Origin of the sequence: Moraxella sp. CTOTU46711 (assembly GCF_031975715.1) — a bacterium.
Lineage (GTDB): Bacteria > Pseudomonadota > Gammaproteobacteria > Pseudomonadales > Moraxellaceae > Faucicola.
In genome coordinates this window covers 1-18,206 of record NZ_DALYMP010000014.1, presented here as the reverse complement: position 1 = coordinate 18,206, position 18,206 = coordinate 1, and the positions used below count along the sequence as shown (strand labels likewise).

The window sequence follows — 18,206 nt, the reverse complement described above, 5'->3', positions numbered from 1 at the left end:
AATACCATAGGAGAGAACTGTGGCAACTTTACAATGTAATGTCGTCAGTGCGAAAGAAACTATCTACTCTGGTGAGATTAGCATGTTAATTGCTACTGGTGTAGAAGGTGAAGTCGGTATTTTGCCAGGACATATTCCTTTTATTACGTTATTAAAACCAGGTACCATGCAGATCAAAACTAGCAATGGCAATGATGAAATGGTGTATGTATCAGGTGGCGTTTTAGAAGTACAACCGCATTTAGTGACGGTATTGGCAGACACAGCAGTACGTGCGAATGACTTAGATGAAGCCAAAATTTTGGAAGCACGTCGTCATGCAGAACAAACCTTGCAAAATCAAAAAGCAGATATTGACACTTCTGCGGCTTTGGCAGCATTGGCAGAATCTTTGGCACAATTGCAAACCTTACAAAAATTCAAAAACCGTGCCTAATTTTGATGCGAACGTGTTTAAAGACAGTGGCTATGACCACTGTTTTTTTATGAATGGTTAAAGATATAAGTGCTTAAAACAAGAGTGGTTAAAAATCTGCTAATTATCTTTTAAACCAAAGCTAGCAAGAAAATTTTATCAGTTATTAAATAGACAACCTTATATCGTATGCTTTCGCAGATTTATATATGTGGTATTTATACTTTTTTATGTTTAGTTACGTTTTAACAATATTAAATTGGCTATTTTTTCGCTAAATTAATTCAATTATATTGTAGTAGTACAGGTAATACGTAAACTTTCATTACCTATTGCTGATAGATAAATAAAGATATATTCTGATATAAGTATTAAGAGTATGTATAAAATTTTTTGGAGGAAATTATGTCAGAAGAAGAGTTGATACCCCGCGTATTGATTGTAGAGGATGATGAGCGTCTTGCAACCTTGACCCAAGATTATTTGCGTAAAAATGGTCTAGATGTGGCAATTGAAACTGACGGTAACCGTGCCATTCGTCGTATTGTGGCTGAGCAGCCTGACATGGTGGTGCTTGATGTGATGTTGCCAGGTAGTGACGGTTTGACGGTATGCCGTGAAGTGCGTCCTCATTTTCATAACCCTATCTTAATGTTAACCGCGCGTACCGAAGATATGGACCAAGTATTAGGTCTAGAAATGGGTGCGGATGACTATGTAGCAAAACCGGTTCAACCGCGTGTGTTATTAGCACGTATTCGTGCGCTATTGCGCCGCTCTGATACCGCGCCAACCGATGAAGTGCCGCAGCGTCTTGAATTTGGCGATTTGGTTATTGATAACGGCGGTCGTTCGGTTACTTTGAACGATGAGCTTGTTGACTTTACCAGTGCGGAATATGATTTGCTGTGGTTATTAGCATCCAATGCGGGTCGTATCTTATCGCGTGAAGACATTTTTGAACGTCTGCGTGGTATTGAGTATGACGGTCAAGACCGCTCGATTGATGTACGTATTTCTCGTATCCGTCCAAAAATTGGTGACGATCCAGAAAACCCAAAACGTATCAAAACAGTTCGCAGTAAAGGTTATCTGTTTGTCAAAGAAAATTAACATAGTATTGATAAACACAGTATCGATAAAAAAGTCAGCATCAAGCTGGCTTTTTTTGTCGCTGTGTATTTTGCTACTTATAGATTGAAAGGTTTAGGACAACAATTTACTACGTTACTAGACAGTCGCTTCATGAATTTTACATTGTAATATTAATTTTGCTAGGTAATAATACGGCTATTATCTATTGACCTTAACCCTAGATTTTTATGCCGCTATTATCCTCCTTAAACCAGTCCATTTTTCTGCGAATTTATGCAGGTCTGTTATTTATCTGTTTGTTGGTTGCATTTTTTGCGCAACTGCTTATCACCACTATCAATGCAGAGCGGGTACAGACTTATCGCGAGGATATGGCATCAGCGGCATTTTATCTCATTGATTCAGGCTTGTCGCGCCAAGTCACTGCCCAAGAGCGTAATTTTTGGCTCTCTGATGTCAGTACTTTATTTGATACCAAGTTTAATATCGAACCGACCTCAAAAGCAGATTTTAGAACCAGCGAGATCAATCGACTTAATAAACAACAAGCCGTAGTACGTTTTAATAGTGATACCAATACGGCTGAGATTTATCATAAAGTCTCGGGTGAAAACAACGTTTTGCATGTGAGTTTTAATAAACTCAGTGAGCAACAAATCAAAGGGGTAGGCGTATTGCTACTCGATGATTTGTCTTACTATCGTACTTTGGCAGAAAAACAGCAACGCTTGCAACAAATTCAAAAATTTTTCCCTTTTAAGCTCACCTTGCAATCCATTAATAAACTGCAGCTTGATACCGACCAAAAAGCGCGCCTGTATCGCAAAGACATCGTGATTATGTTCCGTGACAATACCAGTGTAGAGAATTCATCGATTCGGGTATTAGCACCGACTGAAATCCAAGATACCGTGGTGGATTTGGGACCCATTCCGCTATTTAACTGGTTTCCGCTTAATCTGATTATTAGTATCACGCTCATTAGTATGTTCTTGATTAGTCTAGGGGTGTATGCGCTGATTTTCCCATTAGAGCGTAAATTGCAGCTGATTCAAAGCGGTATCACCAAAGTGCGCGAGGGTAAGCTCAATACTAAAGTAAAAGTCGTGGGCGAAGATGAAATTGCCCATCTAGCCGCAACCTTTAATAGTATGACTGAGCACATCCGCCGTTTGATTGAATCACAGCGCGAGTTGACCCGTGCCGTATCTCATGAGCTGCGCACCCCAGTAGCACGTATTCGCTTTGCCGTGGATATGCTGGCTGATACGGATGATTATGACGATCGGATGAGTCAGCGTGATTATATCGATCAGGATATCGAATCGCTTAATGGCTTGATTGATGAGATTTTGACCTATGCCAAGCTTGAAGAAGGCTCGCCCAAAATGGACTGGGAAGATGTCGATTTGCAAGAACTCGTTTCGCAGATTGTCCGTGAGACCAATGCGCTTGGTAAACCTGTCACCGTCAAAGTAGGTAAGGTGCAAAAAGGTGCGTTTGCACAAGCCGATAGACGCTATTTACACCGCGTGTTGCAAAACTTGGCAGGTAATGCCACCCGTTATGCCGAAAGCACCATTATCATCTCAGCAGGCTTAGAAAAAAATGAAGCCTTTATCAGTGTGGAAGATGATGGACAGGGTATTCCAGAAAAAGACCGTGAAAAAGTCTTTATCCCATTTGCGCGTCTGGATGATAGTCGTACCCGTGCCTCGGGTGGTTATGGTCTTGGCTTATCAATCGTGTCTCGAATTGCGTTTTGGTTTAATGGTCGCATGTCAGTGGATGAAAGCCCGACCTTGGGTGGGGCGCGATTTATCATGAAGTGGCCAAAAAGCCAGCTAGCTTCAAGTATTGAAGCGGATGAAATTACCCAAAAAAGTAGCGAGAAAAAATACACGGATGAGCAAGGGTCATAAGCTCGTTACCAGTAACGCTTGCAAATTTGCTCAGACTGGGCTAAATTTTAGTGAGTGATGCAATGGTTTAGCAAAATTTGCGCATATCAATTAACCGATGAGCAGAATAATCACAAGCGAGGATGGCATGCGTTACCTGTTTTTAGCCTTAGTGGTACTCAACATGTCTGTTTTTGGTTATTATAGTTTTTTGCGCAAACCTACTGAAAGCCAGTCCGTGTCACAGGCGCGCGCAGCTTTGGTTCACCCTGTCACAGCCACCAATGTGTCAAGTGAATTACCCCCCATGATTGGTGCTAAAAAGTAAAAATGGCTAACCAAACCAAAGCTATCAAAAACAAAGCTATCAATACCAAAGTTACTAAGGAATCATGGTTAGCCTAATCTATTAATCAACCAATTAGTCTTCTGTCAGCTTTATTCTATAATCGGAATGTTCACCACCACTACTAAACCGCCGCCATTGGGCTGATTACGAGCGATGACGCTACCATTGTGCAGGTGAGTAATGCGGCTTACAATCGCAAGCCCAAGTCCACTTCCTTGCGTGGTACGTGCCGTTTCGCCCCGCTCAAACGGCTGCATAATCCGCTCAAGCTGATCTTCGGCAACGCCTTCCCCTTCATCGCTTACTTTGATGGTTAAGTATTTTTGTCTAGAGGTTATCTCTGGCGTTAGATTTTCATCAGTGACTACTTGCTCAGTAGGCTGTAGATCATCATCAATACTAATCTCAATATGAATGGGCGGCTGACCATAGCGACAAGCATTATTGACCAAATTAACGATCAGACGCTTAATGGATAAGGGTCGCAATGGCACACTAGGCAGTTCATCTTGGATATCGATAATAAATGGGGTGGGGGCAAACTGCACCACAATCTCGTTAATGATTGGGCGCAGGTTGGTCAATCTTACCGCTTCATCTGAGCCATCTTTCATAAATGAAATAAACTGCTCCAAAATCGCGTCCATGTCCTCAATGTCATACACTAGCCCTTCCCTCAAAAACTCATCAGGTAGCATCTCAGCTGTGAGTCGCATCCGCGTCAGAGGCGTGCGCAAATCATGGGAAATACCAGCGAGCATAATATTGCGTTCTTTTTGGGTTTGGGTCAGGTTATGAAACAGTCGGTTAAATGCCAAATTCACCTGACGAATCTCAGTTGAGCCTTCATTGGTCACCAAATTGTTGGCATGTCCAAGGGTGATGTAATCAATCGCCACTTTTTGTAGGCGTTTGAGCGGGCGATTTAATTGTCTGACCAAAAACAAAATAGTCAGCAACGTGGCAAGCGGAATCCCCAATAAGAAAAAATAAATCGACGTTGGGCTATATTTGGCATAAAACTTGACGGGCTCTTGCAGCCAAACATCCGGATGTGCGCTGTCTTGAATATACAAAATCGGTACGGGTTTGAATTTAAAATTGACCGATACAGGACGCTGCATCACGGTTTCCATCTGTGTTGCCATCCGCTGGGTAAAATAATCTACCAAGGTTTTTTCTTGAAAAGAAGGTATTTGTTGTGGGTCAGTAATCACGTTAATATGCGAGGCATCAATAATCCAATTTTTAAGCTCGGGATTGTTTTTAAAATCTTTATCCGCTTTATCAATCATCAACAACTGATTGGCAAGATAAGTCGCATGGTTTTGTAGCTCTGGTAAATACAGACTGCGCCAAAAAAACCACAGCGACAATGCCACGCTCACCAGTACCATCAACATCACCATCAAGGTGGTTTGCCAAGTGTGGCTATAGCCTTTGAGTTTGGGTAAATGCGGTTTCATGCTGGGGTATCCTGATAGTGGCTGTACAGCTGAGTCAAAACGGGCAACGGCACTTGCATCCTGTTATAATACGCAGATAGCTTGGCAAAATTAAAGGGGCAATCATGCAGTTTTCAAAGTTTGGTGAAAAGTTTACCAAAAACAGCGGTATTTTGCAGTTAATGGATGATTTGGGCAACGCGCTTAACAGCGAGCAACCGATTAATATGCTCGGCGGTGGCAATCCAGCACGGATTGATACAGTTAATCAAACCTATTGGTCGGTATTTAAAACCCTAGCCGAAGGTGATATGGGCTCAATGGCCATCGAAAATATCGGAAACTACTCAACGCCGCAGGGCGATTCCAAGTTTATTGCAGCATTGGTAGATTTTTTTAATCGCCATTATGATTGGGGACTTACCACAGACAATATCGCCCTGACCAATGGCTCACAAAACGCATTTTTTTATTTATTTAATTTGTTTGGGGGGCAGTTTGACGATACTACACAAGGCAGCATTGATAAAAAAATTCTATTACCACTTGCCCCAGAATATGTGGGTTATGCCGATGCCCATGTGGATGAGCAGCATTTTATCGCAGTGCCACCCAGCATTGAATTTGTGCAACATCAAGGTGAAGACGGTTTTTTTAAATACCGAGTCGATTTTGACACCCTAGAAAATTTGGCTGAATTGCACAACGGCGAAATTGGGGCAATTTGCTGCTCACGCCCCACCAATCCAACAGGCAACGTGCTGACCGATGACGAAATGGCACGCCTTGAAGCGATTGCCAAGCGCTTTGATATACCATTGATTATCGACAATGCGTATGGGATGCCGTTTCCCAATATCATCTATAGCCAAGCCACGCTCAATTGGAATGAGCAAATTATTTTGTGCTTTAGCCTATCAAAAATCGGTTTGCCTGGGGTGCGTACAGGGATTGTGGTTGCCAATCCGCAGGTGGTCAAAGCGATTAGCAGCCTAAACGCCATTGTCAATCTAGCGCCGACCCGTTTTGGCGCGGCGATTGCTACGCCACTGCTGCAAGATGACCGTCTAAAAGATTTGTCAGACAATCATATTCGTCCGTTTTATCAAGGACAAGCCAAATTAGCCGTGCAGCTGCTAAAACAAGAGTTGGGCGACTTGCCAAATGATGCGATGAAAATCCACAAGCCTGAGGGCGCGATTTTCTTATGGGTCTGGTTTGAAGGCTTGCCAATCACGACAGTTGAGCTATATCAACGCTTAAAAGAAAAAGGCACGTTGATTATCCCTAGTGAGCATTTCTTTGTTGGCGTCGATACTGAAAACTTTAAACACGCCCATGAGTGCATTCGCTTAAGCATCGCGCAAGATGATGATACCTTGAGAAAAGGCATTGCCACGATTGGGGAAGTGGTGCGAGCGGTTTATGCCAAGCAATAATAAAAGGCGCACATCGCGCCCTTTTACTGTTGTTTTTAACAACTAAACTTTCCACTCCACAAAATTCTTCAATAGCTGCAACCCTGCGGTATGGCTTTTTTCGGGGTGGAACTGGGTCGCAAACAAATTATCTTTAATCACACTGGCACAAAACTCGACGCCATAATCACAGGTTGCCGCCACAATTGAGATGTTAGACGGCACACAATAAAAACTATGCACAAAATAAAAATGGGTATTATCTTCGATCCCTTGCCATAGCGGATGCGCCAAATCCATATGGGTGATAGTATTCCAACCCATATGCGGCACTTTAATGCGTTCGTTTTTGTCATCTAGCCAATGATCATCAAAGCGTTTGACGTCACCGCCCAATACCCCTAGACAGTCTACCCCGTCATTTTCTTCTGAGCGCTCAAACAACGCCTGCATCCCGACACAAATCGCCATTACAGGCTTATTAAATACAGCCGTTTTGACGGCATCAGCAATACCTGCTGCCTGCATCTCTGCCATACAGTCGCGCATTGCCCCTACGCCAGGAAAGACAATTTTGTCTGCTGCCGCAATCACCGCCGGGTCACGCGTGATTGACACATCAGCGCCCACTGCCGTCAAGGCTTTACCCGCCGAATGTAAATTACCCATGCCATAATCTAACAATGCAACCTTTGTCATCTGTTATCCTGTTGTCAAAAAAGCCCAAAACTGCGATTAAGCGCTGATATCACTTGGCGCTAATCTATCGTCAATTACCAAAGAAGTTTTGAAAAATGCCAAAATAGCCATTATATTAATATCATCACATTGCTGCGCGAATAGCACTATTCGCAAAATTGTAAGGACAATAATAATGGCAGAAAAAAACTATTATGACATTTTAGGCGTCGATAAAAAAGCCAGTGAAGCAGATATTAAAAAAGCCTATCGCAAACTGGTGCGACAATATCACCCTGATATCAACGATTCACCCGATGCCGACGCCAAAATGGGTGAAATCAATAACGCCTATGAAACGCTCAAGGACGCTGAAAAACGCGCCCAATACGACCTGATGCTCGACAATCCTTATATGGGTCAAGGCTTTGGCGGCATGGGCGGCGGTCAGGGCTTTAATGCCAATATGAGCCAAGCAGATTTGGATGAAATTCTTCGCCAGTTTGGCGGTGGGGCTGGCGGTCGTCAGTCGCAAGGCGCGGGTGGCTTTAGATTTGATGATATTTTCTCGACATTCGGGGGCGGGGCAGGCGGGTTTGCAGACGGATTTGGTGGCAGACAGTCGCAACGCTCAACCAAAGGCGACGATCAGCACGCCGAGTTATCAATTGATTTAAAAGCCACTTATGAAGGCGATACGCGTAAAATCAGCCTAAATTTACCCGTACAAACCGCGACAGGGCTGGATTATCAAACCAAAACCATTGAAGTCAAAATCCCCAAAGGTATTGCCGAAGGACAACAAATTCGCTTGGCAAAACAAGGCAATCCAAGCCCGTATGGCGGTGATAATGGCGATTTGTACCTAAAAATTAAATTTAATCACCCAGACAATATCCGTGTAGAAGGCAAAGACGTTTTTCAAACGGTAGACGTTGCGCCTTGGGAAACAGCTATGGGCGGTCAAATCACGGTCAACACGCCTGCTGGCAAGGTCAATGTCAATGTACCGAAAAATAGCCGTACTGGTACCAATCTGCGCCTTAAAGGTAAAGGTATCCCAGCTAAAGAAGCCGGTGATTTATATTTAAGCTTAAATATCGTGTTGCCAAAAATCGATACAGACGCAGATATCCAAGCGTTTGAAGCGTTCAAATCGGCATTTGCCTCATTTGTGCCAACACGCTAATCTATTGATAATTAAGCTGTATTGATAACGAAGCAATAAAATAGGCAGTATAATAAAAAAAATGACAAACAAGCACCAAATATAACTATAGAGACACAACAGGAGTGCAACATGGCTCAAACCACCAATACGGATTTATCATTACGGTTAACCTTAGATGATTTGATTATGGCGAGTAGTTGGGATAAAAGCTGGATATTAGCGCTAATGGATGAAGATATTATTTATGCTGAAACGCCTGCCATCGACAGCCAGCCCTATTTTAATAGCGCACAATTGACAACGGTGCGCCTTGCCTCACGCCTACGCCGTGATTTTGATGCCAGTCCACAAGCGATTGGCTTGATACTATCGCTGCTTGACGAGCTAAGACCGCTTCGGCAGTTACAGCGGCAAATCACGCTCACGCGAATGGTTCATGATGTGGATGACAGCTAGCAAGCATCAAGTTAGCCAACATCAATTAGGTGAATTTAATCTTAAAAAAGGGCGGGTCATAGTGTGATAATCCGCCCTTTTTATTTGCTATAGTAAACGATTATTGGGCATAACCGTGGTTACGAAGCCAATTTTGTAGAAGTTGAATTTCGGCTTGTTGGGTATCGATTAGGGTATTGGTAAGGCTACGCACTTTGTCATCGTTACCATATTTGGCAACTACTTGTGAGAACGCAATCGCGCCTTTATGATGAATGAGCACGGTTTGGGCGAACGCTTGATCGGCATTTTTAGTCATGACCGTGTCCACCATTTCTTGCTGCATATCATTGATAATGCTATCGATTTCTTGCTGGGCTGCCACACTATCTGCCATCGGCTGATTAGGGTCCGCGGTGTTTTGAATCAGTTGCATGGCAAGCCAATTCTGTAATATTTGTGATTCATTTTGGCGTGAGCTGATAATATCTCGGGCTAAACCTAGCAGTTCAGGGTTTTTGCCGTATCGCTGCTCAATACTGGCAAGCGCGATGGTTTCATCAAAATGACTCAGCATAGCTTTGACAAAAATCATATCAGGCGAGATGGGTATATAGTCAAATTGATTGAGGGCGTTTGGGTCACTCGCTGCAGCCGCATCGATGCTTGGCTGCTTGATAACAGTAAAATACGCTTCTTGATAGTCATTGATGGTACTTGAGTCAGGCATCACATAGCCTTGCGCCAGTTGACTGACGGTAAGCATGTTTTTATTGATTGCCTGTGTGTCTAATACTTGAGGCAATGGTTTATCATCAAATTCTTGGGGCGCGGTCACGGCGGCAGCGGTCGGGGGTGCTGGCTGCTGAGAATCAGATTGCTCACAACCAATCATGCTGATAACTGCGATGACAAGCAAGATTGATGGTGCGGTGTTGGACATGCATCGGCTCCCATGCCTTGATTTTATACGGTGTGTTTTGAAATGATGATTGTAAGCGTTAACTGTCAGCATTGATTATCAGTCTTAGGCAAGAGTATAAAGTAGGGTAATCACAGTGACTATATCAATTGTGTCATGGCAACTTGCTTATCATTTGCTAGCTGCCGATTGTACTAGCTGTCGATTATGCTAACTGCCGCTTGCGGGCAATATCCCCGCCAAAGTAAAAAACGCGCGATAAGCGGCTACTTTTTTCTCCAAGCTTTGCGGGTAAGCGCGCGAGGTCGATGGCAACCGATAAATACCAAATGCTCGCCCAAAAGCGTTAACTTCAAGAAACTGATTGGTTTTTGGTAGTTTATAGGGTGTTTGGCTCGGATCAAAATAGGGTGACGCGGGGTCACTGATACTTTGGTTCACCAGCGCTATCAGCACTTCTGTGGCTTTGCCACCGGTGGTGTAAATCCACTTGACCTGCTCAAGCTGTGCCAAAACTTTACCCAAATCAACCGTAGCAACCACGGTCAGATGTTCATCAGCCGCATTGCCTTTTTCGCGGATGACATGAGTCACTGAGGGACATTCACCGATTTTATAAGCCTGTAAGAATGCTTTGATTTTTTCGGCATCAAAGCGTTTTTCGTCACCAACTCGAAAATAATCGATATCATCAAAAAACACCTTGCCCATGATACGCCACATATCATTATAAAAATTGGGGTAATGAAATGCCATGCACCATTTATCAGGTGTGGGCGGCATGGTACCCATCATCAAGACTTTGGTATTAGCAAAAAAGAAGTTACCAAACGGATGGGCTTCGACACGCGGGTCAGTCAATAAATTAGCAGACATATCAGTTTTTATTTCTAATTAAATACACGCCAAGCGCAGCACTGGCAATAATCGGTAACAGCACCATAAAAAACGGTGAAAATCCCGTGCTTAGACTGACAAACCCGACCAAATCTTGCAGATAACTAAATACCAAGCCAAAGAGCAGAGCAATCACAATGCGATAGCCCAAGCTTTGGTTACGCAAGGAGCCAAATACAAATGAACAAGCAACCAACACTAACGATAGCATGGCAAAAGGCGACAATAGTTTTTTCCAAAAGGCAACTTCATGCTCAAGCGAGCGGCGTTTGTCTTTGGCTAAGAGCTGTTGGTGCTGCCATAATTCGGTCACTGACATGTTATCAGGGCTGCGTGTTAACAGATAAATCGCTGACGGCTCAATAGGTAACTGCACCGTCATAGTCGGGATGGTAGTCAACTGACTGTGCCCATCGGCGGCAATGGTTAATTGTTTGATTTGTTGCAGCTGCCAGCCCGATGTCTTATCGGCGGTATTTTGACTGACAAAGCTGCCGGTATCGGCTTGCAGCACTTGCTGGATATGGGCAGTGTCGTCTAGCTGCCAAACTTTAATGTTTTTGAGCTCGCCTTTGGTATTGGCATAGTCAATATTGATGATGCGGTTGGCTTGTTTGTCCCAATAACCGTTAATGGCACTTGATAGCAAAGGCTTGTCATGTTTGACTTGGTGCGCTAACTGATTGCTAGTTGGCACCACATACTGCCCAAGTAATAGACCGATAATGACAAAAAGAATCGCTGGTTGCATCACCCAACCGACTATTTTAAAGCGGCTGATACCTGCTGCTTGAATCACCGTCAACTCACTGGTGTTGGCAAGCAAGCCTAGACCTACCACTGCGCCTAACAGCGTCCCAAAAGGCATATAGTCGAGTAAATCACTGGGTGCATTATAGGCAATAAAACGCAAGGCATCTAAATAATTGTAATGATCATTGAGATCCTGCAACTCTGCCAAATAATCAAAGACGACTTTAAGTAGCCAAAGACCAATGATAGCCCCTGTCATGGCAAAAAGCGCTTGTTTTTTAACGTAATGAGATAAAATCATGGCTGACCGCCTGGGGACAACTGACGACTTTGGCGACGATAGCGGACACGATGTACCACGCGGCTTTGCCAATTTAACAACAATGTAAATGCGATAAAACCAACGATTAGCCAAATATACGCGTACTCACTAATGCGTTCTTTACCAATGGCAGTGCGTAGCGAAATGATACTAATCGCACAGCTAGCAAATATGAGCACTGAAGGTAACAAACGAAGCCAGCGTCCTTGACGGGGGCGTACCTGTGCAAGCGGGGTAGCAAGCATCGCCGCAATGATAATCAGCCACGGCATGGTAAAGCGATAGCCCAGCTCGGCTTTGACTTCGGGTTTTTGGGTATTGGCGAGAAGTTTGGCAGTAGTTTGAGTTTCGACATTGGTTTCGGTAATTTTTTCGCTGGCAGGTTTTTCTAGGGTAATGCGATATTTTTCAAAACTGGCTTGGTTATAGTTGGCCTGATTGGTGCCAAGCTCATAGCGACGACCCTGAAACAAATCTAGCTGCATTGAGCTATCCGTGTCTTTACTGGGTACTTGATAGGCGCGCGTGGCGGTAATGATAACATCGTTTTTGGCGATTTTGCCGCTTTTATCGGTTTGCTGCTGCACCACGTATAGATTTTTGAGTTCACGTTTTTCTTTATCAAACTCATCGACATACAGGTGATAGTTACCACTGCTGATAAAGGTTTTTGGACGCACTAAATCAAGCAGACTACCGAGCGACTGGGTTTGCCAAATCTGCTCACTGTTAGACAGTCCCCATGGTTTTGCCAAAAGACTAATTCCCATTTGAAATACAAATAACCCAGTAATCAGCGGAATCATCAAACGTGTCAAACGGCCACGACTGATGCCACTGGCAAACAGGACGCTCATCTCCTGATCCACGTACATACGACCGAGCACGAGCATCAGTGCGATAAAAAATGACAGCGGTAAAATTAGCTCAAGAAAGGTTGGAATGTTATAGCCAATAATAGCAAATAGCAAACCCACATCCAGCCTGCCTTCTGCGGCGATACCAAAATAGCGGATTAAGCGACCGCCGAGCATCAGCGCCATCAGAAATAACAGCACAATCGCAGTATTAGCGGCGACTTGTTGCGTCATATAGCGTCGTAATATCACAAGTAACCACCTAATATTACTCAAAAATTAATCAATTCAAACAGGTAGGGAAGTAAATGCCAATATTGTACGACATCATACCATTGAGCGCATCTGTTAATCGGCTATTTTAGCGCGTTGCCGAGAGATTATGAATATGAATACTGTAAGGTAACATTTCACAATGACTTTTCACCACCACTTTTTACAGCCGCTTTATCAAAGCCAATTTTTACAAAGACTTTTTACAACCGCATTTTACCCTACGCAATAACGCCTTCTATCCCATCGCCCAATGTGATAACCCAAATACGATAATAGGTATGCTATGATAATAGTTATTTCTTGATGACAATAATTAAGGAGCTTAAATGAGTTTGACATTGACACTAGCGACCGCGCTTAAAAAAACGGTCAAGAATAGCTATCACGTGGTATTGGTAGGTGACAATAGCCAAACTATGGGGCAACTAACGAGTGAGCTACAAACCGCTGTCAGTCGCTTGATTGAAGCGAGTCGTTTTAAGGGTAAGCTTGCCGACACCGCAATCAGTTATGGCACAGAAACCAATACGGGTCTGTTATTGGTTGGCGTGGGCAGTCAAGACAAATTAAACGGCGGTAGCCTGCAAAAAATTGCCAAAGCGATTTATGCAAGTTTGAGCCGTCTTACCAAATCTGCCGTGATTAGTTTAGGCGATAGTATTGATGAAGTGAGTTTTGGTCAGTTGGCATTAGCCCTCTTCAATCAAAGCTATACCTTTGATATTTATAAATCGCAAAAAGCGGATAAACCGACGCTAAAAGACGTGACCTTATTGGTCAGCGCAGACAACCAAGCCGCGTTTGACACCCTGCTACAGTTGCAACAGGCGACTGCCCAAGGTCAAGCACTCACCAAAGATTTGGCAAATCAGCCACCGAATGTGTGTTTCCCTGCCTATCTTGCAGGGCAAGCACAAAACTTGGCAAATCAATACCCAGAGCTATTGACGGTCAAAGTATTGGGTGAAAAAGACATGCAGCAATTAGGGATGAACTGCTTTTTGGCAGTGGCTCGCGGCTCCGCGCATGAAGCTAAGCTAGTATTACTTGAGTACAATGGCAAAGCCGCCAAAAAAGACAAAACCAGCAAAACCAAAGGCAAAAAATCAAGCCTAGAGCAACCGATTGTACTTGTAGGCAAAGGCATCACCTTTGACAGTGGTGGTATCTCACTCAAACCTGGTCTGGGTATGGGGGAGATGAAATATGACATGGGCGGTGCGGCTGCAGTCATGGGCATGATTAAAGCGCTATGTGAAGCGCGTCTACCGCTACAAGTCGTTGGCGCACTCGCTTGTGCAGAGAATATGCCTTCAGGAACAGCGACTCGCCCTGGTGATATCGTCACCGCGATGAATGGTAAAACCGTGGAAATCCTCAATACTGATGCGGAAGGTCGTTTGGTACTTTGCGACACCTTGGTGTATGTACAGCGTTATCAGCCAAAAGTGATTATCGACATGGCAACCTTGACTGGGGCGTGTATCGTGGCGCTGGGTTATGTGCGCTCAGGTCTATACAGTAACAATGAAGATGTGATTTTTGAGCTTGAACAAGCTAGTGAATCAGCGTATGACCGTGTTTGGCACATGCCACTGGATGATGACTACCAAGAGCAGCTTAAATCCAACATGGCAGATATGCAAAACATTGGCGGTATGCCGGCAGGGTCAGTCACAGCGGCGTGTTTTTTATCGAAATTTGTGGAAGATATTCCTTGGGCGCACTTGGATATCGCAGGGACGGCATGGCAGTCGGGCAAAGAGCCAACCGCAACCGGTCGTCCAGTACCGCTATTGATGCATTATCTTTATCGCCAAGCTGCCCAAGATGCAGTCTAGGCGATAGGACGCTGACCCCTAATGATGGCCTCGCAAATTAGTTTTTATATTTTATCCCCGCAAAAAAAACAGCTGGCGTTCGTCTGCCAGCTGATTTTAACCGTGCTAGCCAAAAGCGAGGATAGCATTATCGTAGTGGCAGCGTCCGAGCTATTACCCTCACTTGATGACCGATTATGGTCATTGAGTGATGTGGCGTTTATTCCCCACCAAATTATCCAGCAACTTGATGCCTTTTATCACCAAAAACTCCCTGCCAGTGTGGTACTTACCGATAATATTGAACTTGTCACCCAATTTGATGGCGTCGTCATCAATCTCACCAACGAAGCAATTGTAGATACCCAAGCTAGCCGCCTGCTAGAAGTCATCGACGCCGCCCCCGAACACGTTGAAAGTGGTCGTCACAAATACCGCGCTTATCAAGCACAATTACAAGCCCTAGCAACCAACAGCCAACCTACCATCCAAGTTTTTCAAATACGCTAACAGTTATACTCAGTAAGTTGGTAGCTTTAAATTGTCAAGTTGACGATTTTAAAAATAATTTATGCAAATTGTTAAAAAATGTTAATATATCAGCCATTTTTGCGGTGAAATATTAAGAGGTTATTATGTTAAAGCTTATCCAAGCGTATCAGCGCGTGGGGTTGGTGCCTTTGATTGTGATAGGGCTGATACTGGGTATCTTAGTCGGTTCATTAGCCAATCCGACTATCATCGGCGGTTTATCCATGAGTGTGGCGCAAACCATCTCAATTTTGGGTGCGTTGTTTGTCGGTGCGTTAAAAGCGATTGCACCGTTGTTGGTGTTTATCTTAATCATTGCCGCTATCAGTCAGCATAAATCAGGCACTCAGGTCAATGTCCGCTCAACCATGGTGCTGTATATGGCAGGTACGTTCTTGGCAGCTTTGACGGCGGTAGTAGCAAGCTTTTTATTTCCAACCGAATTGATTTTAAAAGCCGGTGAAGTCAGTCAGACGCCACCGTCATCCTTAGCAGAAGTGATAAAAGCACTATTGACTAACATGGTGGAAAATCCCGTCAAATCGATCGTCAATGCTAACTACATGGGCGTGTTATCGTGGGCGGCGATTTTGGGTCTTGCCTTGCGCCATGCCTCAGATAATACCAAGCAAATGATTAGCGATTTGGCGGAAGCGGTCTCAAGCGTGGTCAAATGGGTGATTTGGTTTGCGCCATTGGGTGTGTTTGGCTTGGTGACACAAACCATTGCTGAAACCGGTCTGTCGGTGTTATTAAGTTATGCCCGTTTGTTAGCAGTGTTGGTCGGCTCTATGGCATTTATCGCTTTAGTTGTAAACCCATTGATTGTATTTGTCAAAACCCGCAAAAATCCTTATCCACTGGTATTTACCTGTCTTAAAGAAAGTGGCATCACCGCCTTCTTTACTCGTAGTTCAGCTGCCAATATTCCTGTGAATCTAAACCTTGCGCATAAATTGGGTTTACATGAAGATACCTATTCAATCACTATTCCACTAGGTGCCACCATTAATATGGCAGGGGCAGCGATTACCATCAATGTCATGACATTGGCAGCGGCACATACGTTAGGTATTCATGTGGACTTCGGGTCTGCGCTGTTGTTAGCGGTGGTATCTACCTTAGCTGCGGCGGGGGCATCAGGCGTTGCAGGGGGTTCATTGCTATTGATACCGTTGGCCTGTAGTTTCTTTAATATTCCTGACACCATTGCCATGCAGGTAGTTGCGATTGGCTTTATTATTGGGGTAGTACAAGACTCGGTTGAGACAGCACTCAACTCATCAACGGATGTGTTATTCACTGCAGCAGCGGATCCCAAATACGCTTATCATCGCTAAAAGCTGCTAAAGATTTTGAGCTATATAACAATAAAAAAGGAACAATAAAAAAGGGTATCAAGCGTGTCTTTTTTATTGTCCAAATAATCAATAGACTAATTAACTAATAATCCACAAAAAAAAGATGCCACGCAGGCATCTTTTTTTATAAAAATTATTCAACAATTAGCGATTATGGGTTTACTACAACAGGCACGGTCTGTACATCAACGGGTACGGTCGTTGTTGTTGAGGCAATCGCTGTATTGTCATCAACAGGTTGCACGCTGACTGATTGAACCGCAGGACCTGTTTGGGTAACTTTTGCTACAGGTACTACAACCGCAGGATTTGGTTGAGTATTCATAGGTGCGGTTGGCGCAACAGATTTGTTATTGCTTTCGTCGATTTTTAGGTCAGCTGGGATATCAATGTTTACTTCACTGGTTCTTGGATTTGCTTTGCTGCCTTTTTTAGCCTTGGCTGAAGCTTTGGTGCTGTGAGTATTTTTTGATGCTTTTGTGGATTTTTGAGTAGCTTTTTGCGGTTTTGCTTTTGCCGTTGCTACGTTTTTGTGTGTGGTAGTTGATTTGGTCGTAGTCGTTACTTTAGTCGCTGCTTGGGCGCTGACCGTAAGACCGGTTGCTATCACTAATGCAGTAAGCGTTGTGGCTAATTTTTTCATAATTTTTTCCTCATTGTTGATTGCTAGGTTAATGGCTAGCTTGTTTTCTATAGTTATAGTAGGTAGTTAGTATAATCCCCAAATATGACCGTATTATCATTTATCAAGAAAATGGTTCTCAAGAAAATACTTTAGGGGAGTACTAAACGCCTAGGTGTCATTATAGAACAATCATCCGGCACAAGAATGTAAGGATTGGGGACAAAATGTTGAGAATGCGTAAATAAACCCTGTTGGCATTAAGGAAGTTATTCGGTAGCGTTAACAATCAGTGAAATTGTCAATGAAACGCCGTCAAATTTCATTTTAGGATAAATTTTATGGTATGACTAAAAGACCAGTTACCGGAATGTATTAACAAAGCGTTGCAAAACTTACTAAAGCTTACTAGAAGCGTCAACGTCATCAACCTTGTAGGGCTTTTTTTTGCACTTTTTTATACAACGGCTATGAGAATGCCACAAACCTTACAAAATTGCTCGTTACAACCTGATAGAATCATTTTAATATGCAGTCATGTGATAAAGCATAGGTCAACATGCTTTAACAACTAAAATGCAAAATGTCTAAAAGTTTCAAAGTATAGAAGCAGGACATTGAAAACAATAAAAAAAGGAGAGTTATCATGTTTCGTTGGGCTATTATTTTTGCTGTAATCGCACTGATTGCTAGTTTCTTAGGTTTTGGTGGTGTGGCAGGTTTATCTGCAAACTTGGCATATGTGTTCTTGGCAGTAGCGGTTATTTTATTTATTATCGCCTTTATTAGCCGAAAAGTTTAAACACTAAAGTAATAAGATAGGTCTATTTGATTTGGTATGATTGTACCAAACACGCTTAAAATAACCTTTTACTATATGAAGACACGTTTGTTTGATGCAAAGTGTTAAAAATGTAAAAGGTTATTTTTTTTTGTCA

Annotated in this window: 18 protein-coding genes; 11 read left to right on the top strand and 7 right to left on the bottom strand. The window is 43.4% G+C overall.

Annotation, left to right across the window (positions count from 1 at the left end; genetic code table 11):
* The first annotated feature begins 19 nt into the window (after positions 1-19).
* From RTJ53_RS11700 to RTJ53_RS11685, 4 genes are all read left to right on the top strand, one after another.
* Complete coding sequence (locus RTJ53_RS11700) at positions 20-436, top strand: F0F1 ATP synthase subunit epsilon (RefSeq protein ID WP_065253551.1); 417 nt, start codon at positions 20-22, stop codon at positions 434-436.
* Positions 437-820: 384 nt separating this feature from the next.
* Positions 821-1,528, top strand: a complete 708-nt coding sequence (locus tag RTJ53_RS11695; protein WP_007115827.1) for a response regulator — start codon at positions 821-823, stop codon at positions 1,526-1,528.
* A gap of 209 nt (positions 1,529-1,737) precedes the next feature.
* Entirely contained in the window at positions 1,738-3,432 is a 1,695-nt protein-coding gene (locus RTJ53_RS11690) for an ATP-binding protein (RefSeq protein WP_312277072.1), read from the top strand.
* A 127-nt stretch (positions 3,433-3,559) separates the two neighbouring features.
* Complete coding sequence (locus RTJ53_RS11685) at positions 3,560-3,739, top strand: hypothetical protein (RefSeq protein WP_312277071.1); 180 nt, start codon at positions 3,560-3,562, stop codon at positions 3,737-3,739.
* 110 nt (positions 3,740-3,849) lie between these two features.
* Here the strand turns inward: RTJ53_RS11685 and RTJ53_RS11680 are convergent, their stop codons facing one another.
* On the bottom strand, positions 3,850-5,226 hold the full coding sequence (locus tag RTJ53_RS11680) for an ATP-binding protein (RefSeq protein WP_312277070.1): 1,377 nt from the start codon (positions 5,224-5,226) through the stop codon (positions 3,850-3,852).
* 104 nt (positions 5,227-5,330) lie between these two features.
* On the opposite strand from RTJ53_RS11680, the gene RTJ53_RS11675 reads away from it, so the two are divergent.
* Positions 5,331-6,644, top strand: a complete 1,314-nt coding sequence (locus RTJ53_RS11675) for a valine--pyruvate transaminase (protein ID WP_312277069.1) — start codon at positions 5,331-5,333, stop codon at positions 6,642-6,644.
* A 42-nt stretch (positions 6,645-6,686) separates the two neighbouring features.
* On the opposite strand, the gene hisH is transcribed toward RTJ53_RS11675, so the two are convergent.
* Positions 6,687-7,322 (bottom strand): imidazole glycerol phosphate synthase subunit HisH, encoded by a 636-nt coding sequence (gene hisH, locus RTJ53_RS11670; protein WP_312277068.1) that lies wholly within the window; start codon positions 7,320-7,322, stop codon positions 6,687-6,689.
* A 175-nt stretch (positions 7,323-7,497) separates the two neighbouring features.
* Between hisH and RTJ53_RS11665 the strand changes: the two genes are divergently transcribed.
* Positions 7,498-8,490 carry a DnaJ C-terminal domain-containing protein gene (locus tag RTJ53_RS11665; protein ID WP_312277067.1) on the top strand — a complete coding sequence of 331 codons (993 nt, stop codon included), beginning with the start codon at positions 7,498-7,500 and terminating at the stop codon, positions 8,488-8,490.
* Between the two features lie 111 nt (positions 8,491-8,601).
* Entirely contained in the window at positions 8,602-8,928 is a 327-nt protein-coding gene (locus RTJ53_RS11660) for a chaperone modulator CbpM (protein WP_312277066.1), read from the top strand.
* A gap of 100 nt (positions 8,929-9,028) precedes the next feature.
* Here RTJ53_RS11660 and RTJ53_RS11655 read toward each other — a convergent pair whose 3' ends face one another.
* The 4 genes from RTJ53_RS11655 to lptF form a co-directional block, all read right to left on the bottom strand.
* Complete coding sequence (locus tag RTJ53_RS11655; protein ID WP_312277065.1) at positions 9,029-9,850, bottom strand: DUF305 domain-containing protein; 822 nt, start codon at positions 9,848-9,850, stop codon at positions 9,029-9,031.
* Positions 9,851-10,039: 189 nt separating this feature from the next.
* A complete protein-coding gene (locus RTJ53_RS11650; protein ID WP_312277064.1) occupies positions 10,040-10,705 on the bottom strand; it encodes a DNA glycosylase in 666 nt (221 codons plus the stop codon).
* 1 nt (position 10,706) lies between these two features.
* Entirely contained in the window at positions 10,707-11,780 is a 1,074-nt protein-coding gene (lptG, locus tag RTJ53_RS11645; protein WP_312277063.1) for an LPS export ABC transporter permease LptG, read from the bottom strand.
* A complete protein-coding gene (lptF, locus tag RTJ53_RS11640) occupies positions 11,777-12,892 on the bottom strand; it encodes an LPS export ABC transporter permease LptF (protein ID WP_409418171.1) in 1,116 nt (371 codons plus the stop codon). The genes lptG and lptF overlap by 4 nt, the downstream gene beginning before the upstream one ends.
* Before the next feature lie 368 nt (positions 12,893-13,260).
* Here lptF and RTJ53_RS11635 point away from each other — a divergent pair, with 368 nt between their 5' ends.
* The 3 genes from RTJ53_RS11635 (at position 13,261) to sstT (ending at position 16,625) form a co-directional block, all read left to right on the top strand.
* A complete protein-coding gene (locus RTJ53_RS11635; protein WP_312277061.1) occupies positions 13,261-14,775 on the top strand; it encodes a leucyl aminopeptidase in 1,515 nt (504 codons plus the stop codon).
* A 21-nt stretch (positions 14,776-14,796) separates the two neighbouring features.
* A complete protein-coding gene (locus tag RTJ53_RS11630) occupies positions 14,797-15,264 on the top strand; it encodes a DNA polymerase III subunit chi (RefSeq protein ID WP_312277060.1) in 468 nt (155 codons plus the stop codon).
* 125 nt (positions 15,265-15,389) lie between these two features.
* Positions 15,390-16,625 carry a serine/threonine transporter SstT gene (gene sstT, locus RTJ53_RS11625; RefSeq protein ID WP_312277059.1) on the top strand — a complete coding sequence of 412 codons (1,236 nt, stop codon included), beginning with the start codon at positions 15,390-15,392 and terminating at the stop codon, positions 16,623-16,625.
* A 172-nt stretch (positions 16,626-16,797) separates the two neighbouring features.
* Here the strand turns inward: sstT and RTJ53_RS11620 are convergent, their stop codons facing one another.
* Positions 16,798-17,289: a hypothetical protein gene (locus RTJ53_RS11620; RefSeq protein ID WP_312277058.1), complete on the bottom strand. Its 492-nt coding sequence runs from the start codon at positions 17,287-17,289 to the stop codon at positions 16,798-16,800.
* Between the two features lie 625 nt (positions 17,290-17,914).
* On the opposite strand from RTJ53_RS11620, the gene RTJ53_RS11615 reads away from it, so the two are divergent.
* Positions 17,915-18,070, top strand: coding sequence for a DUF1328 domain-containing protein (locus RTJ53_RS11615; RefSeq protein ID WP_007115844.1), 156 nt, complete (start codon positions 17,915-17,917; stop codon positions 18,068-18,070).
* Positions 18,071-18,206 lie beyond the last annotated feature (136 nt).